We start from the raw sequence: 19,792 nt of genomic DNA on the forward strand, positions 1-19,792 counted from the left end.
ATCCGCTGCAGATCACGCTCGCTCATCGCAATCAATCCCATCCGCAATCTCCCAGGTCATCAAAACCCGGGGAGAGTGACATTCCAACTTTGCAGGATCAGGACATTCTAACTTTGCGGCTACAGCCTTAAGTCGCATAATCTGAATTATGGAACTGTAGGTGCAGTATCAGGAACGCCTTCTAACGCATTGATCTAAATCGGGTACCAAGCAGCAGCTGTTCAAGCGTCGCGAGGCAGGACGGAGAGCACGCGCGCGATGAAGGCTGCAAACTCTTCCATGTAGCTACGGAGAAACTGCTCGGTCGATTGCACCGTCACTTCTCCGTCGTCTGAAATCAGCCCCGGAGTGAATTGAATGTATGCTTCTGGGGCGTTCATCTGCGGTGAATTGCAAAAGCTCAGAACACTGCGCAGTCCTTGTTGCGCTACCGCGGTTCCGATCGAGCCCGGCGATGTCCCGATGACGGCAGAAGGCTTGCGTGTGAACGAGTTCTTTCCGTAGGGGCGGCTCGCCCAATCGATGGCGTTTTTTAGGCCACCCGGAATTGAACGGTTGTATTCCGGGGTTACAAAGAGAATGGCATCGACCCCAGCCAACTCTTCTTTGAAAGCTCTGGCGACCGGCGGAAAATCGGCATCATAGTCATAGCTATAGAGCGGGAGTTCCCTGAACGAAATTTCTGTCATTTCAAGGTGTGCAGGAGCCAGCCTCACCAGTGCACGGGCGAGCTTGCGATTTATGGAGTCTTTGGCGAGACTACCAATCAAGTATCCGACCTTATGCGTTTGCATAGTAATCCTCCCGATACCCCTGACCTACGGCGTGGACGGCAACAACAATGTAGCGTGTCGCGCCTTCACTGTCATGTTTCCAAGTGGCTGCAAACCCGATCTCAGAACCCTCTCAACGCGCCAGTATGACGGCAGAACTGCAGCTTTCATTCAGAGTCGGTCGCCGCGGCGATCGGCATCGTGACCGGCGGCTGCGGAAGGAAGAAGGGCTACCTTTGAAAGAAGAACATCGTGCAAACTATAGCAACTGAGCGACTGATATTACGCCGATGGCGCGAGGGCGATTTCGAGGCCTTCGCTCGATTCTGGGCGGACCCCGTCACCACCGCCTTCGTTGGGGGGCCGATCCAGCGTGAGGATGCCTGGCGAAGGATGTTGTCGTTCATCGGTCATTGGCACTTGCGTGACTTTGGCTTTTTCGTTGTCGAGGATGGTAAAACAGGTGAAATGGCAGGCTACTGCGGAGCGCAGCTTCCCTTGGACAAGCTTGAACCTGAATTGGGATGGGGCATCTACCCCGAGTTCCAGGGGCGAGGCTATGCTACCGAGGCGATGCATGCCGTACTCGACTTCGCGGCCAGCAAACTTGGCTGGCGGACGGCAATCAGCCTGATCACTGATGACAATTTGGCTTCCCAAGCGGTCGCGAGAAAACTTGGGGGCGCGCTTGAGCGACACGTGGATATCAGTGGCATGCGCTACGGCGTATACCGGCACGTCTTTGGAGATTCGCCGATTTAGCCGTTCAAGGGAGTGCTCATCTGGTTCGGATAGCTGTCCGCGGTCTGGGACCCGTCGACTTGCAGTCGTCTCTCAATGACCGTTGTGATCGACACTGCCTACAGCCTAGATGCGCCGGCGGCCTCGCGCGTGGGATCCGGCATCGCCGGAAGAAGGAGTAGGAGGACCACCGATAGAAGGTGGATGGCCGTGGCGACGAACGCGAGGGCCGCGAGCCCGGCTGCGATGATGGGGGCGGCGATGACGGTTCCGAGCGTCGTGATCATGAAGATGAAAAAGACGATCAGCGCCGATCCGCGCGCATTGTTGGCGCCCGAGGCAAGGATGCCGCGATAGAAGCCGATGGGGCCGCGAAGGCCCAAGCCGATCGCCATAGGCGTAAACAATAGCGGTAACATCAGCGTGTTGGTACCGCCCGTGAGCCCATAGGCGAGCAGCGCAAGGGCACTCAACGCTGCCATGACGGTGCCGGTTAGGATGACGTTTTCAGCGCCAAAACGTTCGGCGATCCGGGCGGTGAGATTGGCGACGATGATGAACCCGGAAATGTTGATCACCTGCATGACGATGAAGTCGTTGAGCGAGCCGCCCATCGACGCGACGATGACCGTCGGCGCGCCGAAGACGAAGGTGAGAAGCCCGCCAAGCGTCAGGGCCTGGCTGAGCGCGTAGCGCATGAAGATGCGATCGGTGAGCAGTTGCCCATAGCTGCCGCGCATATCGGAGGTCTTTTCCTCCTGGGGCAGCCCGAGCACGAGGATGAGCACCGCGGCGAGCAGTGTCAAAACACCCAGCAGCTCGAACGACGATTGCCATCCGAAATGCGAGAGCAGCAGCACGCCGAAGATGGGCGCAAGCGCCGGCACCAGCGATTCCACGCTGCCAAGGAACCCGATTGCGCGCACCGCCGCCTTGTCGGTGAATAGCTGGCGGATCAGTCCCGGGCCAAAGACCGGAGCTGCCGCAGACGCCACGCCCTGAATGAACCTCAGCGCGATCAGTGCCGTGATGTCCGGCGAGAAGGCACAAGCGAACGAGGCGGCCGCAAATGCGCCAAGCGAAGACAAGAGCAGCGCCTTGCGCGAAAAATGATCCGCCAGGCGCCCATAAAGAAGCAGGCCGAGACCGCCGCCGCCGACATAGGCGGCAAGCACGAGCTGAGCAGTCGCCCTGTCGGTACCGAAGATTGCAGGCAATTGCGGAACAGCCGGCAAGATGAGGTCCGTCCCTGCCAGCGACAGCGTTGCGCAGAGGATGAGAAGGGAGAACGTGATGGCGCGACGCGAATTTGTCATTGTCTGGGTGCTCTTGGCCGTCTGATCGTGACCGATGGGTGTGGAGTGCAGGTGCCCTGCCCGCCGGGTTTTGCGGGACGGTGATTCAGGGCAACTCGTGGTCACGTCAGGCTAACAAGGGCTGCATAGCTTGGACAACGAATGAAATATTCGCGTCTCAGACAGGATCGACGCTGGTGACCAGGCGACCGACGCGTCCGTCGGAAATCCCTACTCGTTCCCATCGGATGATGCTCGGGGGGATCGGCATATCGGGATCGTCGCTGCCATCGGTCGTGAACTGGATGGCGCCCGACCAGACTTCATCAAACCAACCGAGTTCCTGCAGTTGAAGCTCTCTCTCGATGATTTCCGCCGTCGCATATCGCCAGAGCGAGACGCCGAAGAAGGACGTGGCGGAGATACGCCACTGGGCTTGTCTCGCCGGTGACGCGCTCAAGAGCGCGTGGGTGTCGTCGCAAACAAGATGGACCGGAAACGGCGCTGTTTCGATGAGCCGCCGCAAGGTCAGGTCTATCCCGACGCTCTCGTGCCGCTCCAGCAGCTTTTCGACCCGAGCCCGGGCCTTTGCTGAAGGCTCATGCCGGCCCGCTTCCCATCGCGACAGCAGCCCCTGCGACACGCCAAGATCCGCCGCCAGCGTTTCCTGTTTGATCTGCCTCAGCCTGCGGAAGCGTCGAAGCCGGCATCCGAGCGGCAAAGCGCAAACCTTCAGATCGAGCTCCATATCTTCCTCGCGACAATTGCCCCCTCGCCTCTCGAATAGCAAGGACGCTTGGCCGGATGTCAACAGCGACCGGAGGCTCTGAAGGACAGAGAGCTGACTTTACGGGAAGGAGGGCGTGCCAACGGAGTCTCCAGCGGGTGTTCAGCTGGATCTCGATCGATTTTCTTGGCGCCCCGGAGATGTTCGGCGCCACTGCGGCTGAAGATCAGGCGATGCTTCGTGCTAGGCAAATCGCCTGATCGGCCGTCATCTGCTGTCAAAGGTCAGACAGCTGGCATCAGCGCTGCTTCAGCGCGGTGCAACCGCGCCCGCATAAAAACCGCCGTCGCCACCGTAGTAATCCTGTCTGACACTGCTCGCACCGCCGCCGGTCTGGGAGCATCCGGCAAGCGCGGAGAGTACGAGCAAGACTGTGGCGATACGCATTGGGTTTGATCCTTTCTTGGTTGTCACACACATAGTCACAGGCAAACGCCCGGACAACCCGGCGACGACGCAACTTTCAACCAAACCCTGTATCCGAACGATCACGATATCGAGACGAAGGCGCAGGTCCTGGCTGTCGTCTCTTCTTGAATACCAACATTTACGAGAGAAGCGGCCGCAGCCGCCACGACGAAGACCGAAGCGCTCGCTAAATTGGATCGGCTGGCACGTAAGACGCTGGTTGCTCTGGACGCCGAGGGGCCAGGCGGCCGCAATCGTCGCACGTCGTCTGGCTCAACTGACGACCGACACCGCCGATACTGCCTGATGTCACAGTCAGCCATAGCGTTGCGCGCCTGATCAGACGCGCAGCCGAATGCGACTTAAGAAGACAGGCAGTTAGCCGCCCGAGTCGTTGCGTTTAGGCCGCTTCGAGAGTGTCGTTAGCTGACCCTTTGTTCTGGATCAGAGTGCGCGCGACGATATCGTGGTTAAGCCACAGAACAGGAGCCGATGGCGCCGAGCTCTCACCAAAGATGAGCTGCCCAACAGCTTCGACGACCAGACGGCTCAAGAGATCGGAGATCAGCGTCTTGCCATCCCTGTGCATCGCCGTGATCTCGCTCGACGTCCCGATCGTCAGGTCGGACTGACCCGGGTTGTTGGGCATCGGCCAGGACGAAAAGTCGTAGAACGGCCGCATCACTTCGCTCGTCTGCATATCGGAAATCTTCTGCAAGACGTCCTCGACGGTGAAGCCATCTGCCAGGAGATCCTGGCAGGCCTGCCATTGCTTGGCGACCCATTCGCCGCCGCCTTCTTTTTTCAGCGCGAGCAGAAGCGGAATGAGGGGCAGCTCGATCCCGGCAAACACGTCGGACGAATTGGTGCGGATTTCAGGGCAATTGTAGACCGTCGCCTTGATGCCGTTGTTCCAGGCATCTTCGGCGATGCGCTCAAGGCGCATCTTGGCGTAGCCTTGGGTGTAGTTGGTATAGGTCTGCCAGCGATACTCGTTGGCGACCAGAATGCCCGTGCCGTGATAGCCGAATGCCGAATAACGCACCTGGCCTCCGGAAGCCTCGATGCGCGCCCGGATGGCTGCACTCAGGTCGATCAGGTGTCGGAAGGTGTTGGCCGAGACTTCGTCGAAATTCTGCAGGATGAGCTTGCCCAAATCGCTGTCGAGGAGCGTTTGCGACGACATGTGCCGGGTGCCACGCCCCTTGTAGACGCGATTGGCGATGACCATGAACACCTTGGCCTTCGGGATGCCGCCGGCCATGGTGTGTGCGAAGAAGACATTCTTGCCATCAGCGATCATGCCGTCGAGGACACTCATGACCTCAGAAAGGGCGTTCTTGAAGCGCTCGACGCCGGCGTCACGGCATTTCTCGATGTGCGACCAGTCGAGCCTCTCGTCTTCCCAGGTCTCGAGCGTCATCTTCGCGAGAAGGTCGGTTGGAGTGGGCTCGCCTTCAGGCGCGTCAAGATCGAAGCCGGCCATGATCGGCACGTTGATGATCTTGCCGCCGAGCCGGGCTTCGGCCGCCGCCAGTTCCTCGGCGTTCAGGGGCCGCAGGACATTGGCTTCGTCTCGTCTGCCAACCGTGATCCCGACAATTTCCATGCCGGCCTTCTTGGCTTGGTCGACCAGATGCGTGGCATAGCCCCGATCGAACAGCTCACCAAACAGAACGAAAACATCGCCTGGACGGAAAATGTTCGTCCGCGGGAAGTGCGTCAGAGGGGTCGGTTTCTTCATATTGCCGGTTCTCACAAGGCTGGGTCGCGGAGCAACCAAACAAACTACGTGATGAACCACTGCACTGATTGGCGGCAAGTGGGAAGTGACATTAAGTGTCGTTACAATTCAAACCGTGAGCGGAGCGGAACGGCAGCGGCTTCCATTCCAGCCCCTGAGCAGCTTGGAACGCACGATCCTTCCGCCTGGCTTTTCAGCGTTTTGACGCGATTTCTGCCAGGTGATGAGCAGGCTTGGCTTGCCTCAAAAGTGCGGCAAGCGGACCGGGAATTCCACCTTTGCTTGGCCAATGCGGCAGGGGCTCAGAGCCGCTAGCGCCACAGATCGTTTTGCCGAACCCCAACCTTGCGGTCGGAGTGATTCTCATCGTGCCGAAGAACTCGACACCCTCGACCCGATCTTGCCCTTGCGCCACCGTGACCAGCTCGCTGTGCGCCGTTGACAGTACGATGGCGTTCACGTTCAAGCCGAGATGGAAGGCGGAAGGCCGCCGAAGCGAAGCCGCAACCGGTGAGCAGGTGATCACTCACAGGTGCGACTCTCACTTTCGTCTGACGTCGAGGCCCAATGCTTCGGCGATGACGATGGTCTGGTCGATCGTGATGATGGCGTCCTTGAGGAGGACGTTTTCGGGATCGAAGGCGGTGAGGTCGCTGCCCCTGAGGTCACATGAGGTGAAATCGGCCCCATGCAGCCGGGCGCCGGAAAGATCGACGTCCCTGAGCGAGCCGCCTTTGCAGGAGGCGCCGGTCAGATCCGCTTCCCGCAGTCGCGTTTCCTTAAAGGATGCCCGGCCGAGTGCGGCACCTGGCAAGCCGGTAAAGGACCAGTCGCCGCCGGTCACCTGCATCTGGTCGAACTCGCAGGCGTCGAACATGCTGCCGACGAACTTGCATTCCTTAAAACGGCTGTCGAAGAACTTGCAGGAGACGAACGTGCAATTCACGAAGGCGCTCGCCTGATGTGATGAGGCATTGAACCGGGCGCGCCGGAAGGTGCATTCGTGAAAGACCACGCCGACGGTATTCGCCTCGGTCAGGTCGAGATCGACGAACAGCGTGTTGTCGTACCGCTCGCGCTCGATCTGGCGGCCATACCAGTCGGCGCTCGCGATCGTGCTGTCTGTCTTGGGCGGCGCTTCGCCGTATCGTCGTTCAGCCATATCCATCCATCCGGGGCCCTGCACGAAGCGAGCCGCCTTTCGTTGCGTCGCCGCCGACCATTTCGATCTTCGCGATGATTGGCAATGCGAAAACGAACGGGAACGAAGGCACCGTGGCGCGCAGTTTCGGAGGCTGGTTTTGGTTTCGCTCACCGAGAAAAGGTGGAACCATGCGCGTTTCCACCTTTTTGCTCATTCGCGCCGATTGCGAGGACGTCAGCGATCTAACGCCTGCGGCCGGGCGACGCTATTCCACCAGCCGCACGCCGCCTCCCCTGCCGAAGCCGTTCGGGACGAAATCCTTGCCATCTTCCGCCGGCTTCTTGAAGAAGGCTGTTCCTGACACATAGAGGTTCAGAACCCTGGTAATCAGTGCAGTGAATTTCGATTCCGAATTGAGGCTGCCGCTGACGTTCCAGTCGATCACGGCATGGGGCAAGTAGATCGCCCCGTTGTAGAAGCTTCCGGCAGACGTGTTGATGCGGAACTGGATGTTGCTGTCCTTCGCCTGCCGGCCCTGGAACATCAGGATGCCGGCATGCGTGCCGCTGGTCGGTGCCGATACTTGCAGGATCGCGGCGCCGTTCAGAAAGAACGGCGATTGCGCGTCTTCGAAGTAGAGAAGCACGTCCTTGCCGATGACCTTGGCCGATGTGTTCAAGGTCAATGCGCCGCGGCGGAACGCGTAGATGCCAGGCTTCAGCGTCAACTCGTCCGTGGAGTTCACGGTCAGCCCACCGCAATAGACGCCAGGTTCGAGCGACGACTTGCCCTGGCTGTTGATCGTCTTCAGGCTTTGGGAAGTACAGGGGGCGTTCGGCGACACCGGTTCGGGCATGCCGGCCAGGGGGTCTGGCACGACGGGAGATCCGTCGACAGGCGGCGGGGAAATCAACCGGCCGGAGAGTTTCGACTGGCCGGTGACGGCGATCAGCGGTGCTGCGAATTTGCCCTGGTTTTCGGCGTAGAACGCACGTTGCGAATGAGACGAGTTCACCTGGAAGCCGCATTCGCTGGTGACCGAGTTCGAATTGATGATCTTCAGCGCATCGGCCCTGCTCGGATCGAGGATCAGGATGCAGGCCGAGCTGCCGGAACCTCGGGCTGCTTTTGCGACGACCGATATCGGAACGGTCCGGAAGCCGAACATATGCATGATGGCGGTTTCGTAGTCCTCATTGACGGCCACCGCCACGGTATCCCGCTCGACGGTGACCTGATGGTCCCAGCTGGCAGGCTCCTTCAGATCCTGCTTTTCGTTGCTGCTTAAATGGGCGCCGAGAAACCCAGCCGCGATCTCCTGTTCCGAACCGACGCTTGCTGCTGCTCCCGCCAGTGCCGCGGCATCGGCAGCGCTTTGCATCGCGGCCTTGCGGTTGACTGCGGCTGCGAAATCGATCGCAACGCCAACGGCGGCAATGAGGGGAATAGCGACAAGCGCTGCCAAGAGGCCGAAGTTCCCGGACCGACATTTCAGCAGGGCCGAGGCGCAACGCCTGATCAGTGGCAGGTTCAGTATGTTCATGGCAGTTTCTTTGCAACTAGATGGAGAGTATCTGCCTCATCGTGCAGGGAGCCTTGCCAATCCTTTAATTTCGAGCCGAGTTAACGGTATGCAGCCTCTCAGGCACTCGTCAGGGCGCTGATACAGGTACGAGGTGAGGGTTTTCGACGAGATTTTGCGCTTTGGGCGTTGCGCGCCGGCAAAACCGGCCATCTGCCGCGATCGTCGGTTCAGAGCGACTTGCGTGTCATTGACGGGGAGCGCGCTCGCAAGCTTCACTCACAGGTTGTCGATCTTTTGATATCGGCGCTCAGCACTAACCCCTTTTGCGCATCTGCCTAATCCTTGACTGGACGGTGCGCTGTGCGACGCTTGCGACTTCATGGTTGTACTGCGTAAGGGGCGGACGATGAAATTCTCAAAAGCAAAGAGGAAACATCCCGGTAAAGCATTCAAAATCGGCGGGGCCGACAGAAGCGTTTATGACGGCTTCGTCGGGGCGGCGCGCGCAGCACCCGGCTTTTCCTATCGGGGACGATGGACCAGCGAAGGGTGTCCCGGTACCTTCGAAACATGGCTCGCAAACAAGGGTGTAATGCCCAAGCAGTAGAGCCTTTCATTCCACGCAATCACGATCTGCCGGCGCCGGAGACGGCGCCGGCTGTACGCGTCACGGCGCGCTGCCCAACGAAGTCATTTTGCCTTCGCTTGGGCCGCGATCGCGTCAGCTTGCGCAGGAGTCGATTGGCCGCAACCAAGGAACGCCGAGAATGCAGCGGCGGCCGGTTTGCGTCGACAGATTGGCATCCTTGTCGGCTGTGAGCACCGGTAACCGTTGCCCCGATATTACGGATGGTCTCCGAACTACGTTCCCGGCTCAGGCCTTGCCGCTCTCAATCGCACGGGCCCATCCCGCGGCTCGCTCGGCCGAGGCCGCGAGGACCGGCTTCGGCGCCTTGTACCACTCGTCCTCAGGGATCTCGCGTTTCTCGCGGACGAATACGATGGCGCGCTCCAATGTCGGGAACTTGTCAGGCAGCGTCAAATGCAGAAACAGCGACACGACGACGACGGAGCGCGACCGGCCGCCGCGGCAGTTGACGAGCACACCGCCACGCTCGCGCCTGGGATAGGAGGGCTTTTCGGGCAGGATCTGCTCCAGGGCCGCTCGCAGGATGTAGTGCGCAGCCAGCATTTGCGTGTCCGGGTTCCCGTCGCCGTCGATCAGTCCGATCTTGTAGTAGCGGATTTCCCCCGGGCCATGGATGCTGTTGCGGTGATCCGAGACGAGCTTTGGCTGGTCGACAAAATTGAAGTCCAGATTGACCGCGCAATTGACGACCGTCGTGATCCCACTCTTGCGCAGGAGATCGAGGTCGCTTGCACCTTCCTTCCCGGAAATGAAGATGTCGACGCCATAGGTCGGATGCCTCGGATAGATGAGACTGAGCCTTGGCAATTCGCTGCTGGTCTGGCCGGTAGCGGGGGCGTCTGTGAGATTGTCCAGCATGGTTTCCTCGTGTGCTTTCATGGCGACGGCGCTTTTGCGCTACGGCCGGCCGAGATTTCGGCGGCGACCCTGTTCAAGGTCGGATAATCGCCGCCGCGGCCATAGGCGACATACCCCGGGCAAAGATAGTCGGCGGACCCTTCAGGAACTTTGCCAAGCGACAGCGGCGCATAACGCCCGCCTGCGTTCTTCAGGATCAAGGTCGCTGCTGCCACATCCCAGGCGTTGACACCGAAACCGGCGGCGGCATCGACGAAACCGGCCGCCACATGGGCTATGCTCAAAGCCGCACTTCCGGGACGGCGCACGGTCGAGAAGGTCTCGACCAGATCGCCGAGGCGGGCAAGTGCCTCGTGGCGGCCATCGAGGCGAAAGTCGCGCGAAACCGGGTAGCCGGTGATCAGCGTTGCTCGGCTTTCGTCACCAATGGCTTTCGAGGCAAGCACCTTTCCATTGAGATAGGCGCGATCAAGGTCGCTCGAAAACAGCAGATCGGCCACCGGATCGTAGACGACCCCGGCCACGACCGATGCGCCTTCGACCGCCGCGATCGATATGCACCAGAAGGCAAGTCCTCGCGCGAAGTTGGCAGTCCCGTCGATCGGATCGACATACCATTGGATTTCGCCCTCGCCGACCTGGCCGCCCTCTTCGCCAAGCATGGCCGAGTTCGGCTCGTGCGCGAAGATGTAGTCGCGGATGCATGCCTCGGCTTGCTTGTCGTAGATCGTCACGACGTCGTGGAGATCGCGCTTGTAATCGACGGCCATTTCCGAGCGAAAGGCGGCAAGCAAGGGGCCGGCGGCCGCACGGGCCGCCCCTTCGGCGATCGTCATCAGTCGCAGTGAGCGGTCGCGCATTGTGTCTCTATCGCATTGGCTGCGGCTCGTGGCGGGATTGGCGTCGGTCATGCTCTCTTCCTATCGATAGCGAAACGGCCGGCGCGACCTGTCCTCGTGAGGTCGCGCCGGCCGGGCTTTTACTTGCTGTAGTTCACGCGCCAGAAATCCTGCCACTCCTCGCGCCGGTCGAAATCGTCAAGCCCGGTGGAGGCGTCATAGGGAAAGAGGCGGTCCGCTACCTCCATGATCCCCGACGGCTCGTCTTCAGGCATCTTGATGTCGACATTGGTCGGCAGCTTGCCGTCCTTCATCTGCGGTGCGATGCCCTCTTCCGTCAGCACGTAGTGAATGAAGAGCTTTGCGGCATTCGGGCTCGCCGATTTCGAGGCGATCAGGCCGAGCTTGGTGTAGGTCCAGCCGACCCAGGGGGTAAGTTCCGTGCAGAGCCCGAGCTTGTAGCCCTTGCCTTCGTTGTCGCGGAACTTGGCGGAACTCAGGAGCCCGAAGAAGGGTTCTTTCTGGCCGGCCGCGCCGACAGCTTCGGCAACCGGATCGTCGCCGTCCGTCACAAGCGGGCCGTTTTGTGCCAGAGCCTTGATCCAGGCGGCCGCCGCACTCTTTTCAGTGGTTTCGAGATCCTTGCCGAAGTGGACCTTGTAGGCCTCCTTCACCGCGCTGTCGGCATGCTTTTCCAGCTGGTTGAACCAGTCGGTATAGGTGCTCTTGGTCAGGGGATCGACGAGCGCGATCTTGCCTTTCCACTTTGCGTCGGTCAGCTCCCAGATGTTGCTGACCGGGCATTTGTCATAGGCCTCGGTGTTATAGGCCCAGACATTGGCATTGGTCGAAATCGCCAGCGGGTTCTGGAAGGCCGCCGGTATCTTCGCCTTCATATCGCCGGGCAGATAGCTTTCGACGAAACCCTGCGGCAGAAGCTGGGCGAGTGCTGCCGGCGCGTCGGTGATCAGGGCGACATCGCCCTGGACGTTGCCTGCCTGGGCTTCGCGGATGATCATCTCCAGCTGGCTGTTGGCCGAGACTTTGACACCGGTCGCCTTCACGCCGTATTTGGCGGTGAAGGCCTCGGCCATCTCGACGATCTTGCCGGTGCTGTCATAGACATTGATCGGCTTTTCTTTCTTGGCCGCCTCCACCAGCGCATTGAGATCGAACGCCTCCTCGGCGCTCGCCTCGACCGTGAATGCGGCCGCAAGGGCGGCAAATGCCGCCCCCATGATCATAACCTTGTTCTTACCCTTGCTCATGGCTTCCCCTCCCAAGGAGACCGTTTCACATCTTCAGGCGATTACTTCTGGTAGCTCAGCCGCCAGAGGTCCTGCCAGGTCTCGCGTGCGTCCCAGTCGTCGAGGCTCGTTGCCATCTGGTAGGGCATGACCTGATCGAGAACGGCGCCGATGCCCGACGGCTCGTCGGCGGGCAGCGAAACGTCCTTGTTCGTCGACATCTTTCCGTCTTCTGCCTGCGGCGCGATGCCTTCGGCGGTCATCACATAGTGGATGAAGAGCTTCGAGGCATTCGGGCTGTTGGTGCCCTTTGTGATCAGTCCGACGCCCGGATACATCCAGCCGAGCCAGGGTTTCAGGTCCTTGCAAAGGCCGAGTTTCATGCCCTTTTCGGCATTGTCGCGGAATTTCGCCGAACTCATCAGCCCCATGAAGGGTTGCGATTGGCCTGGCGCGCCAACGGCATCGGCTGCTGCCGCATCGGCGTCCGTCAGCAAGGGAGCGTTGGCGGCGAGCGCCTTGACCCAGGCGGCCGTTGCACTTCCGTCGTCGGTCTCAAGGTCCTTGCCGTAGAGCTCCTTGTAGGCGGCTGCCACCTGGGCGTCGCCGTGCTTGGCCATCTGGTTGAACCAGTCGACATAGGACGGTTTTCCGAGCGGATCCTGCATGGCGACCTTGCCCTTCCACTCAGGGCCCGTCAGCTGCCAGATGTTGTTGACCGGGCATTTGTCGAAGAGTTCGGTGTTGTAGGCCCAGACGTTGGCGCTGGTAACGACGGTCAGCGGGTCCTGATACTCAGTGGGGATGTTGGCTGCGAGATCCGGCGGCAGCCAGCTTTCAGCAAAGCCCTGCGGGATGAGCTGCGCCATGGCGGCTGGCGCGTCGCTGATGATCGAGACATCGCCCTGGATGTTATTGGCGCGGGCTTCGCGAATGATCATCTCGAGCTGGGCCGTCGCCTTGACCTTGGAGCCCTCGGCGCCGACGCCGTATTTCTCCGCGAAGGCCTTGGCCATTTCGACGATCTTGCCGGTGCTGTCGTAGACGGTGATCGGCGGTTCCTTGCGCGCAGCCTCGATCAGTGCGTTCAGGTCGAACGGCTCTTGCGCCAGCGCCGGCCCAGTGAAGGCGACGATGGTCGTTGCCAGCAGCGCGCGCCTGATTGCCCGGTGCGTCCTTTCAGTCCTTAAAAATTGCATCGTCTGTTCCTCCCTCAGATTATGTTTCGGTTTGTCGTGTCGCACGAAAGCGCCTCAGTTCAGCGTGTTCTTGCGCAGCAGCGCGTCCGCTTCGGCGATCCGCTGGCCGTCCTTGTTAAAGACGTGCAGCGCTTCAGGCGGAGCAAAGAACGAAACCCTCGCGCCGGTCTCGACGCGCGGCAGGGCGTTGGTCGTCAAGAACAGCGTGTCGCTGTCGTTCCTGAGCTCCAGGATCCAGCTGCCGCCGGTCGGCAGGACGCCTGTCACCGTCATTTCGCCGGAGAAGCTGCCGGCGGGCACATCGCCCGCCTTGACCGAATAGCCGATCGCTTCCGGCCGGATGCCGATCGAGCCAATGCCGCGCAGCGACGGGTGGCGCGTGCCAAGATAGGCTTCGGCTGCGCGCGACAGCGCAGAGGCCGCGGCCGATCCGAAGGTCAGGATGTTGATCGGCGGGCTGCCGACGAATTCCGCGACGAAGCGATTGGCCGGGCGATCGTAGATATCGTTGGGCGTGCCCATCTGCTGTAGCGTGCCCTCGTTCATGACGGCGATCGTCGTTGCCAGCGTCATTGCCTCCCACTGGTCGTGGGTGACGAAGACGATGGTCGTCTTGAACTCATTATGGATACGCTTGAGCTCTGCGCGCATTTCAAGCCGCAGCCGGGCGTCGAGGTTCGACAGTGGTTCGTCGAGCAGAAGCACGCCCGGATTGACCGCCAGCATGCGGGCGAGCGCCACGCGCTGCTGCTGGCCACCCGATAGCTGCGACGGGTAACGGTCGCGGTACTTGGCGATGTCGAGCGCCTGCATCACCGTCTCGACGCGCTTTTCGCGCTCTTCCTTCGGCAGTTTGCGCAGCCGGAGGCCGAAGTCGGTGTTGCGTTCGATCGTCAGGTGCGGCCAGAGCGCGTAGCTCTGGAATACCAGCCCCATCTCGCGCTTTTCCGGTGGGATGAAGACGCCTGCCCTGACCGAGTCGACCACCCGCTCCCCGATCCGGATCTCGCCGTCCGAGAGGTTTTCGAGGCCGGCGATCATGCGCAGCGTGGTGGTCTTGCCGCAGCCGGAGGGTCCGAGAAGGCACATGAACTCGCCGTCGCGGATTTCGAGGTCGAGGTTGGAGACGGCATTGGCGGAATTGACGCCGTAGTTCTTCTGGGCGCCGCTGAGATTGATGGTGGGCATCAGCTTCCGAGTCCTTCTGCGAGATTGGTCTTGGTCAGCTTCTGGGCTGCCAGGGTTCCGAGATAGGCGATCGCCGCGATGATCAGCACGACCGCGTTTGCCGCCTGGGTGTAGTGGTAGTCGACGAGCCGAAGCGAATAGGTGGTCAGAACATCGGTGCTCGGCACGGCGAGGATGACAAAGAGGCTCAGGCCCTTGATGCCCGAGATGAAGGGCAGCAGCACACCTGTCACCAGCGAACCCTTCTGGATCGGAATGACGATCAGCATCATCCGGCGGAACCAGCCGGCGCCGGAGATCTGGGCTGCTTCTTCCGGATCCTTGCCAAGCTGCGTCATGGCCGAGATGCCGGCGCGCGAGGCATAGGGCATCTGGTCGGCGATCAGTGCGAGCACGAGGATGGTGACGGTGCCATAGAGAGCCGGCATCGGTCCGCGCGGCACGGCGAAGAGCGACAGATAGGCGGCGGCAAAGGCGATGCCCGGCACCAGATAGGGCAAGAAGGTGACTTGGCGCAGATAGACCGACAGGGCCTTCACCGGCGTCCGGATAACCACATAGCCGACGAGCAGTCCAAGAATGCCCGAGGTCAAGGACGCAAGGCCGACGATCATCAAGGTGTTTTTCGCAGCCGCCCATAGATCAGGGCTCAAAAGCACCCCGGTCTGCAGCGCCACCGTGTGGAGGTCACGGCCGATCCAGTAGTCGAGCGTGAAATTGTCGAGCGTGAACTGCGCCGGCAGCTTCATGATGGTGGAGAGAAACAGGGTGAGCAGCGGCAGGCCGACGCTCAAGAGAAAGATAAGCGCTGCAAAACCGGTCGCCGGCAGACGGTACTTTCCGAGCCGGCTTAGGCGGTTCATCGAACCCTTGGAGCCGACGGTGACAAAGCGCCGGGCTTCGCGCACCAGCCGGGCATCGATCATCAGGGTGATGATGCCGATCAGCATGATCGACGCTGCGACGACACCGGCTACGCCGGTCTGGCGCGACGCGATGCTGCGGAAGAGCGAGGTGGACAGCACCTCGAATTTGACCGGCAGGCCGAGCACATAGGGTACGCCGAACTCGCCGAGGCACTTGGCGAAGATCAGCACCATCGAGGACAGAAGTGCAGGACGCATCAGCGGCAGGATGATCTGCATCGCCACCTGGTAGCGCTTGGCTCCAAGGATGCGGGCGGAGTCTTCGAGCTGGCTGTCGAAGCGGCGGAGCGCCGAGCCGAACAGCAGGATCACAAACGGGGTATAGTGCAGCGCCAGGATGATGATGATCGGGAAGCGGCCATAGGCGACCCAATCGGGCGGCGTCAGCCCCATGGCCTCGAACCAGCCCGGCTGGCCGCCGACTGTGCGGTTCTTGAAGAGCGTCGTCCAGGCCAGAGCAAAGGTCCAGGCCGGTAGCATGTAGGGCACGATCAACGCCGTTGCGAACCAGCGCCGTCCGAACATGTCTGTCCGGCTGATCAACCAGGCGAGCACCGTGCCGATCACCAGCGACAGGCTGATTGCTCCGAGCGCGACCGATAGCGTGTTGAAGAGCGGCCGCCAGAAGAGGTCGACCGAGACCGGCGACAGGAAGGCACGATCGAGGTAATAGAGCGTAAGCTCGCCGAAGTCCTTGCCGAGCCGCCGCTCGTGGCCGAATTGGACGCGCACGGAATCAAGCACGATCGAGATGATCGGCACGACGATGAGATAGGTAAAGAGAAGCGCCGTCAGGACGCCAATCAGCGTCGTCGGCTCCCGGGAGGCGACCTTCATCCGATAACGCCAGCGTTGCCATGCCGTGGGGGCCATCGCGCTGTCGGGCAATGTTGCCGCCTTGGTTGTTTCACTCAATAAGGCCATGCTCTTCCCCTTGGAACTCAACATGCGCTGCCTGTCCCGGCATCGATGCCGGCCGGAACTTTCAAACTGCCAACGGGGAACAGAAATCAGCCACCAGGGCGTGGCGCTGACATACGCATGAAGCCGCTCGATGACGCGAAAGATAGCGGCTTTCGGGTACTCACTCCTCCCCGTTCGCAGGGCAGGCACAGGCGCCTGCCAGACGTCAGCGCAAGCTCCTCAACCGCGCCGCCATCACCACGAACATAGACAGAACAAATATTCCAATTCAGCTCCGTCTATGGAACGTATGATCCAATGATGGGGCGCTATTGTCAACAAAAAAATGCACACGTGCGCAATGACATAACGTATTGTTTTTGATGTATATTTTGTGACGCCAATAAGCTATTTTGCGAACGCGTGATCATTGGGGTCAGGCGAATGGTTCCAGCGGGGCTAAAGAGCCGACATGCATGGAGCGAAAGCGCCCGTTCGCAGGCCTCATCGATTGGTTCACTGAGCGTGTAGGCTCGAACTTTTTCGTTGGAATGGGCCTGCTTTTGTGGCCCTGATGGAAACCATCTGATTCTGCAGGAGAAAGGCATGGCAAGGGGCTTTGTGACGGCCGAAGAGGTTGCAAAACGCGCGGGCGTCTCACGCTCGGCGGTCTCGCGAACCTTTACGCCCGGAGCCAGCGTTTCCCAGGCTGTGCGCCGCAAGGTTCTCAAGGCCGCCCGGGAACTCGGTTACCGGGTCAACCGGCTGGCGCAGGGGCTGAACAACGATCGCTCCAATCTTATTGGAGTTGTCGGCGCCAACCTCAGTGCGCCCTTTCATGCAAAACAGCTCGATCTCTTGAGCATCGGCCTGTTGCGTCGCGGCCTTCAGTGCCTGTTGCTGAATGCTGCGGATGCGCGAAAGGATATCGCACCGCTGATTGAACTGCTGTTCGAGTTCCGGGCGCAGGCGATCATCGTCCTTTCCGGAGAGCCGCCGGAATCGATCGTCGACCAGTGCATTGCCAACGGTGTGCGCCTGATCCTGATCAACCAGAAAATCGACCGCACCGACACCAGCATGGTGTTGAGCGACGATTCCCGCGGTGCGGATCTTGCCGCGCTGCGCCTGATCGAGGCGCGCTGCAAGAAGGTCGCGGTGATTTCGAGCGGCAGCCAGACCCCGGCCCAGGTTCGTCGCACCACAGCCTTCCAAAAAAAGATGGCGACCGCCGGCGTCGAGGTGGTCGCCTGGTCGGGCGGCACGACGAGTTATGAAAGCGGCTACCAGGCTGGCTGCGAAGTGCTCGTCGACGAGACCATCGACGGCGCGTTTTGCGTGACCGATCTCCTGGCTCTCGGCTTTCTCGACGCGGCCCGCACCGAAATGCACCGTCGCGTGCCGAACGATCTTTCCGTCGTCGGGTTCGACGATATTCCGCAGGCCGGGTGGAAGAGTTACGAACTCACTACGGTTGCGCAGTCCTTTTCCGCGCTGACGGAGCATGTTCTCGAAGCGCTGGAAGCAGACGAGATGGAAACGCGACTTCAGGTCGTTCCCGTTACGATGGTCGAGCGCAAGACCGCCCGACGCTAGGCCGAAACGCTTAGGAGGCGGCCTGCCGGATACGGCTGTCGATCAACAGCCCGCTCTGATCAAGAATGGGGTGCGCGACGGCTGCGATATGCGCGTTGATGCGCTTGAGGTCGCGCAGCATGTCGAGATGAAGCGAACTGGTTTCGATGCTTTCAGCGCGGCCATCGCGCAGGCGCTGCAGGTGCCGCTCAGCCGACTGCCGCTCCAACCTGCGGACATCTTCCTTGGCTTCCACCAGGCGCCGCGCCATCGCGTTGTCGCGTGTGGCAAACACGGCCTGGGCCATGCGCAGATTGTCGATCGTGACGGCGAAGAGGCGCGACAGCTCCTCGTGCCCATCGGAGGAGAACGTCAGGCCGCGGGCGATCTTCTTTGCAAGTTCGGCAAGAAGCCCCTTCTCAATGATGTCGCCGATATGCTCGAGGTTGATGGCATAGTCGACGATATCCATGGCGCGGCGGCGCTGTTCCTCGGCGATTTGGCACTGGCCGACACGCGAAACATAGACCTTGATCTCGTGTTGCACGCGATCCACGCGTCCTTCGAGCGTGCTGATCGCAGCAAGCCTGGAAGGATCCGTCTGTTGCAGGGCATCGTTTGCTTCGACCAGCATGCGCTCCACCAGGTCGCCAACGCCCAGAACTTCGCGGCTTGCGCCGGCAAGCGCTGCGACCGGGGTGTCAAGATCGTTCTGTTCCAGGAAAAGCGGGCCGTCCGTCGCCTTCGGCTCGTCCGGCAGCAGGCGCATGGTGAGACGCGATAGCGGCCGAGCAAGCGGAGCAGCCAGAAGCGCCAGTGCGAGATTGAAGGCGAGATGCACATCGACCGGCAGATTGCCGCGTGAGACAGGCAGCCGGTCGATAAGTGGGGTTACGTATCCGGCGAGCGCCAGAGCAGCCAGGCAGCCGACGGCCCGCACGATCAGGTTGCCGAGCGCAACCCGCCTGGCGCTCGCCGCAGCCGTGAAGGTGGCCAGAACCGGAGGCACAGCACCGCCGAGATTGGCGCCGAGAACGAGCGCGATGAGCAAGCCTGTCGAAAGGCTGGCAGAGGTCGCAAGCGACAGGATCAGTACAACGACTGCCAGGCTCGATGACGCAAGGGCTGCGAGGCCTGCCGCAATGACGAGCGCCACCGGCCAGGCATTGTCGAGCATCCCGAAAAAGGCAGAAAGTGCGGCGGAGGTTTGCAACGGCTCGGTCGCGCCGCCAATCAGATGCAGAGACAGCAACATCAGCGCGATGCCGACGAGGGCGGCGCCTGCTCCCTTGCGCGCGTTTGAGCTGCCGCGCCCGACAACGAAGCCGCAAAGCAGCAAGAGCGGCGAGAGCCAGCCGAGCCCTAGAGCGACGATCCAGGCCGTCATCGCCGTTCCGACGTTCGCGCCGAGAAGCACGATCTGCGCCATGCGCGGCACGACGAGATCACGCTCGACGAAGGACGCGACCATGAGAGCGGTAGCGGTGGAGCTCTGGAGAGCGATGGTTGCAATGAGGCCGCTTGAAAACGAACGAAGTCCGTTACGCGTTCCGGCCGCCAGTCCGGCTTTCAGACGCGCGCCAAATGCGCGTTGCATGCCGTCGCGAACCTGGCCAAGGCCGAACAGGAGGAGCGCCACGGCGCCAAAGAGGTTGATGCTGACAATTGCAGTGCTCATAGCCCCCTCCCCGATGCTGATTACTGCCGGCCGCGCAGCAACTCCGCTCGAAAGAGCTGTTGGAAGGAAGCATAGGTCTCAAAGCCGAGGTCGCTGACGAGCCGCATGACCGTCGTCGTCGAGACGCCACTGCGCACGGCCACTTCCCGTGCGCTGGCAAAGGCGACGTCGTACGGATGGGCAAGCACGAATTTGGCCACTTCCAGACGGCCACCCTTCAGGTGGCGCCGGCCCAGACGGCAAGATTCCCGTAACTCGATGAAGGTTGCCGGCGGGGCGGAGGAAGTGGCCGTGGAGAGCGACTGGTCCATGG

Annotated in this window: 18 protein-coding genes; 2 read left to right on the forward strand and 16 right to left on the reverse strand. The window is 61.0% G+C overall.

The genetic code is table 11. From position 1 onward, the window contains the following. Positions 1-221: 221 nt before the first annotated feature. Positions 222-794 carry an NADPH-dependent FMN reductase gene (locus ACIQUG_RS31765; protein WP_402326250.1) on the reverse strand — a complete coding sequence of 191 codons (573 nt, stop codon included), beginning with the start codon at positions 792-794 and terminating at the stop codon, positions 222-224. Between the two features lie 231 nt (positions 795-1,025). Here ACIQUG_RS31765 and ACIQUG_RS31770 point away from each other — a divergent pair, with 231 nt between their 5' ends. Next, entirely contained in the window at positions 1,026-1,535 is a 510-nt protein-coding gene (locus ACIQUG_RS31770; protein ID WP_402326251.1) for a GNAT family N-acetyltransferase, read from the forward strand. Between the two features lie 98 nt (positions 1,536-1,633). Here ACIQUG_RS31770 and ACIQUG_RS31775 read toward each other — a convergent pair whose 3' ends face one another. The 13 genes from ACIQUG_RS31775 to ACIQUG_RS31835 form a co-directional block, all read right to left on the reverse strand. Then, complete coding sequence (locus ACIQUG_RS31775) at positions 1,634-2,830, reverse strand: MFS transporter (RefSeq protein ID WP_402326252.1); 1,197 nt, start codon at positions 2,828-2,830, stop codon at positions 1,634-1,636. 157 nt (positions 2,831-2,987) lie between these two features. Then, entirely contained in the window at positions 2,988-3,557 is a 570-nt protein-coding gene (locus ACIQUG_RS31780) for a multiprotein-bridging factor 1 family protein (RefSeq protein WP_402326253.1), read from the reverse strand. A 288-nt stretch (positions 3,558-3,845) separates the two neighbouring features. Further along, positions 3,846-3,983: a hypothetical protein gene (locus ACIQUG_RS31785; RefSeq protein WP_192448553.1), complete on the reverse strand. Its 138-nt coding sequence runs from the start codon at positions 3,981-3,983 to the stop codon at positions 3,846-3,848. Positions 3,984-4,404: 421 nt separating this feature from the next. Then, positions 4,405-5,748 (reverse strand): enoyl-acyl carrier protein reductase FabMG, encoded by a 1,344-nt coding sequence (locus ACIQUG_RS31790; RefSeq protein WP_402326254.1) that lies wholly within the window; start codon positions 5,746-5,748, stop codon positions 4,405-4,407. Between the two features lie 541 nt (positions 5,749-6,289). Next, positions 6,290-6,910 (reverse strand): pentapeptide repeat-containing protein, encoded by a 621-nt coding sequence (locus ACIQUG_RS31795; RefSeq protein WP_402326255.1) that lies wholly within the window; start codon positions 6,908-6,910, stop codon positions 6,290-6,292. Continuing rightward, a complete protein-coding gene (locus tag ACIQUG_RS31800; RefSeq protein WP_402326256.1) occupies positions 6,903-7,106 on the reverse strand; it encodes a hypothetical protein in 204 nt (67 codons plus the stop codon). Before ACIQUG_RS31800 ends, ACIQUG_RS31795 begins: the two co-directional genes overlap by 8 nt. A 51-nt stretch (positions 7,107-7,157) precedes the next feature. Further along, positions 7,158-8,435: a pilus assembly protein TadG-related protein gene (locus ACIQUG_RS31805; protein WP_402326257.1), complete on the reverse strand. Its 1,278-nt coding sequence runs from the start codon at positions 8,433-8,435 to the stop codon at positions 7,158-7,160. An 856-nt stretch (positions 8,436-9,291) separates the two neighbouring features. Further along, the gene (locus tag ACIQUG_RS31810; RefSeq protein ID WP_402326258.1) at positions 9,292-9,924 is read right to left on the reverse strand and encodes a dual specificity protein phosphatase family protein; all 633 of its coding nucleotides are present in this window, start codon (positions 9,922-9,924) and stop codon (positions 9,292-9,294) included. A 17-nt stretch (positions 9,925-9,941) separates the two neighbouring features. Further along, positions 9,942-10,784 (reverse strand): inositol monophosphatase family protein, encoded by an 843-nt coding sequence (locus tag ACIQUG_RS31815; RefSeq protein ID WP_402326435.1) that lies wholly within the window; start codon positions 10,782-10,784, stop codon positions 9,942-9,944. 119 nt (positions 10,785-10,903) lie between these two features. Further along, on the reverse strand, positions 10,904-12,007 hold the full coding sequence (locus ACIQUG_RS31820) for an ABC transporter substrate-binding protein (RefSeq protein WP_402326436.1): 1,104 nt from the start codon (positions 12,005-12,007) through the stop codon (positions 10,904-10,906). A gap of 65 nt (positions 12,008-12,072) precedes the next feature. Beyond that, positions 12,073-13,209, reverse strand: a complete 1,137-nt coding sequence (locus tag ACIQUG_RS31825; RefSeq protein WP_402326259.1) for an ABC transporter substrate-binding protein — start codon at positions 13,207-13,209, stop codon at positions 12,073-12,075. 54 nt (positions 13,210-13,263) lie between these two features. Next, positions 13,264-14,397 carry an ABC transporter ATP-binding protein gene (locus tag ACIQUG_RS31830; protein ID WP_402326260.1) on the reverse strand — a complete coding sequence of 378 codons (1,134 nt, stop codon included), beginning with the start codon at positions 14,395-14,397 and terminating at the stop codon, positions 13,264-13,266. Next, complete coding sequence (locus ACIQUG_RS31835) at positions 14,397-16,247, reverse strand: iron ABC transporter permease (protein ID WP_043619336.1); 1,851 nt, start codon at positions 16,245-16,247, stop codon at positions 14,397-14,399. The genes ACIQUG_RS31830 and ACIQUG_RS31835 overlap by 1 nt, the downstream gene beginning before the upstream one ends. Positions 16,248-16,832: 585 nt before the next feature. Here ACIQUG_RS31835 and ACIQUG_RS31840 point away from each other — a divergent pair. Beyond that, positions 16,833-17,822, forward strand: coding sequence for a LacI family DNA-binding transcriptional regulator (locus ACIQUG_RS31840; RefSeq protein ID WP_402326261.1), 990 nt, complete (start codon positions 16,833-16,835; stop codon positions 17,820-17,822). A 10-nt stretch (positions 17,823-17,832) separates the two neighbouring features. Here the strand turns inward: ACIQUG_RS31840 and ACIQUG_RS31845 are convergent, their stop codons facing one another. Together ACIQUG_RS31845 and ACIQUG_RS31850 are read right to left on the reverse strand one after the other, a co-directional pair. Next, entirely contained in the window at positions 17,833-19,479 is a 1,647-nt protein-coding gene (locus ACIQUG_RS31845) for a Na/Pi cotransporter family protein (RefSeq protein ID WP_402326263.1), read from the reverse strand. Positions 19,480-19,499: 20 nt separating this feature from the next. Further along, on the reverse strand, positions 19,500-19,790 hold the full coding sequence (locus ACIQUG_RS31850) for a MurR/RpiR family transcriptional regulator (RefSeq protein ID WP_402326264.1): 291 nt from the start codon (positions 19,788-19,790) through the stop codon (positions 19,500-19,502). Positions 19,791-19,792 lie beyond the last annotated feature (2 nt).

Source organism: Ensifer sp. NPDC090286 (genome assembly GCF_044769565.1).
GTDB lineage: Bacteria > Pseudomonadota > Alphaproteobacteria > Rhizobiales > Rhizobiaceae > Ensifer.

What these genes read in the sequence shown, in the direction of transcription:
- ACIQUG_RS31765 (WP_402326250.1), bottom strand. Translation starts at nt 794, where the DNA reads ATGCAAACGCATAAGGTCGGATACTTGATTGGTAGTCTCGCCAAAGAC.
- ACIQUG_RS31775 (WP_402326252.1), bottom strand. Translation starts at nt 2,830, where the DNA reads ATGACAAATTCGCGTCGCGCCATCACGTTCTCCCTTCTCATCCTCTGC.
- ACIQUG_RS31780 (WP_402326253.1), bottom strand. Translation starts at nt 3,557, where the DNA reads ATGGAGCTCGATCTGAAGGTTTGCGCTTTGCCGCTCGGATGCCGGCTT.
- ACIQUG_RS31785 (WP_192448553.1), bottom strand. Translation starts at nt 3,983, where the DNA reads ATGCGTATCGCCACAGTCTTGCTCGTACTCTCCGCGCTTGCCGGATGC.
- ACIQUG_RS31790 (WP_402326254.1), bottom strand. Translation starts at nt 5,748, where the DNA reads ATGAAGAAACCGACCCCTCTGACGCACTTCCCGCGGACGAACATTTTC.
- ACIQUG_RS31795 (WP_402326255.1), bottom strand. Translation starts at nt 6,910, where the DNA reads ATGGCTGAACGACGATACGGCGAAGCGCCGCCCAAGACAGACAGCACG.
- ACIQUG_RS31800 (WP_402326256.1), bottom strand. Translation starts at nt 7,106, where the DNA reads ATGAGCAAAAAGGTGGAAACGCGCATGGTTCCACCTTTTCTCGGTGAG.
- ACIQUG_RS31805 (WP_402326257.1), bottom strand. Translation starts at nt 8,435, where the DNA reads ATGAACATACTGAACCTGCCACTGATCAGGCGTTGCGCCTCGGCCCTG.
- ACIQUG_RS31810 (WP_402326258.1), bottom strand. Translation starts at nt 9,924, where the DNA reads ATGCTGGACAATCTCACAGACGCCCCCGCTACCGGCCAGACCAGCAGC.
- ACIQUG_RS31815 (WP_402326435.1), bottom strand. Translation starts at nt 10,784, where the DNA reads ATGCGCGACCGCTCACTGCGACTGATGACGATCGCCGAAGGGGCGGCC.
- ACIQUG_RS31820 (WP_402326436.1), bottom strand. Translation starts at nt 12,007, where the DNA reads ATGATCATGGGGGCGGCATTTGCCGCCCTTGCGGCCGCATTCACGGTC.
- ACIQUG_RS31825 (WP_402326259.1), bottom strand. Translation starts at nt 13,209, where the DNA reads ATGCAATTTTTAAGGACTGAAAGGACGCACCGGGCAATCAGGCGCGCG.
- ACIQUG_RS31830 (WP_402326260.1), bottom strand. Translation starts at nt 14,397, where the DNA reads ATGCCCACCATCAATCTCAGCGGCGCCCAGAAGAACTACGGCGTCAAT.
- ACIQUG_RS31835 (WP_043619336.1), bottom strand. Translation starts at nt 16,247, where the DNA reads ATGGCCTTATTGAGTGAAACAACCAAGGCGGCAACATTGCCCGACAGC.
- ACIQUG_RS31840 (WP_402326261.1), top strand. Translation starts at nt 16,833, where the DNA reads ATGGCAAGGGGCTTTGTGACGGCCGAAGAGGTTGCAAAACGCGCGGGC.
- ACIQUG_RS31845 (WP_402326263.1), bottom strand. Translation starts at nt 19,479, where the DNA reads ATGAGCACTGCAATTGTCAGCATCAACCTCTTTGGCGCCGTGGCGCTC.
- ACIQUG_RS31850 (WP_402326264.1), bottom strand. Translation starts at nt 19,790, where the DNA reads ATGGACCAGTCGCTCTCCACGGCCACTTCCTCCGCCCCGCCGGCAACC.